General features: G+C 57.1%; 1 pseudogene. It reads right to left on the bottom strand.

What is annotated here, in order from left to right:
• Nucleotides 1-111: 111 nt before the first annotated feature.
• Nucleotides 112-366 (bottom strand): annotated as a pseudogene (locus tag SM191_RS19580) (transposase); the annotation flags it as partial.
• Nucleotides 367-475 lie beyond the last annotated feature (109 nt).

Below are 475 nucleotides of genomic sequence, written 5' to 3'. Positions count from 1 at the left end.
ACAACCAGAACAGCGCCATGCCTCACCTCTCATGATCCACACCCCAGTGAATCAGGAAACCTGTCATCACTCAAGATGCTGATTGGGTTTGAACCCTAGAGCAAATTCCGATCAGTACGCATCGTATCGTGCAGCGACGAAATAATTAGCGTACCCCGTGGGCGTGAAGGTGTCGATGGCGCGGGACAGGTCGTCGACAGTACGCGCGGCGGCTTTGCGCTGGTGCGCCTTGAGCTTGGCGAAGGCGTTCTCGATCGGGTTGAACTCGGGCGAGTAAGGCGGAAGGAAGAGCAGCCAGGAGCCCCTTTCCTTGATCGCCGCGCATGCCGCGATGCTCTTGTGGGCGGGTAGGTTGTCGAGGATCAACTCGCTCGTCGTGACGTGACCCCCGTTTCTTCATCCAACTGGAAGTAGAGACCGTCTCCTTAAAGGGACGGACGGAATGAAGCGGAAGCAGTTTTCGGAAGAGCAGATC

It is taken from the genome of Sphingomonas sp. 2378 (assembly GCF_038084995.1).
GTDB lineage: Bacteria > Pseudomonadota > Alphaproteobacteria > Sphingomonadales > Sphingomonadaceae > Sphingomonas.
The sequence above is the reverse complement of the archived record's forward strand: the minus strand, read 5'-3'. Positions and strand labels throughout refer to the sequence as shown.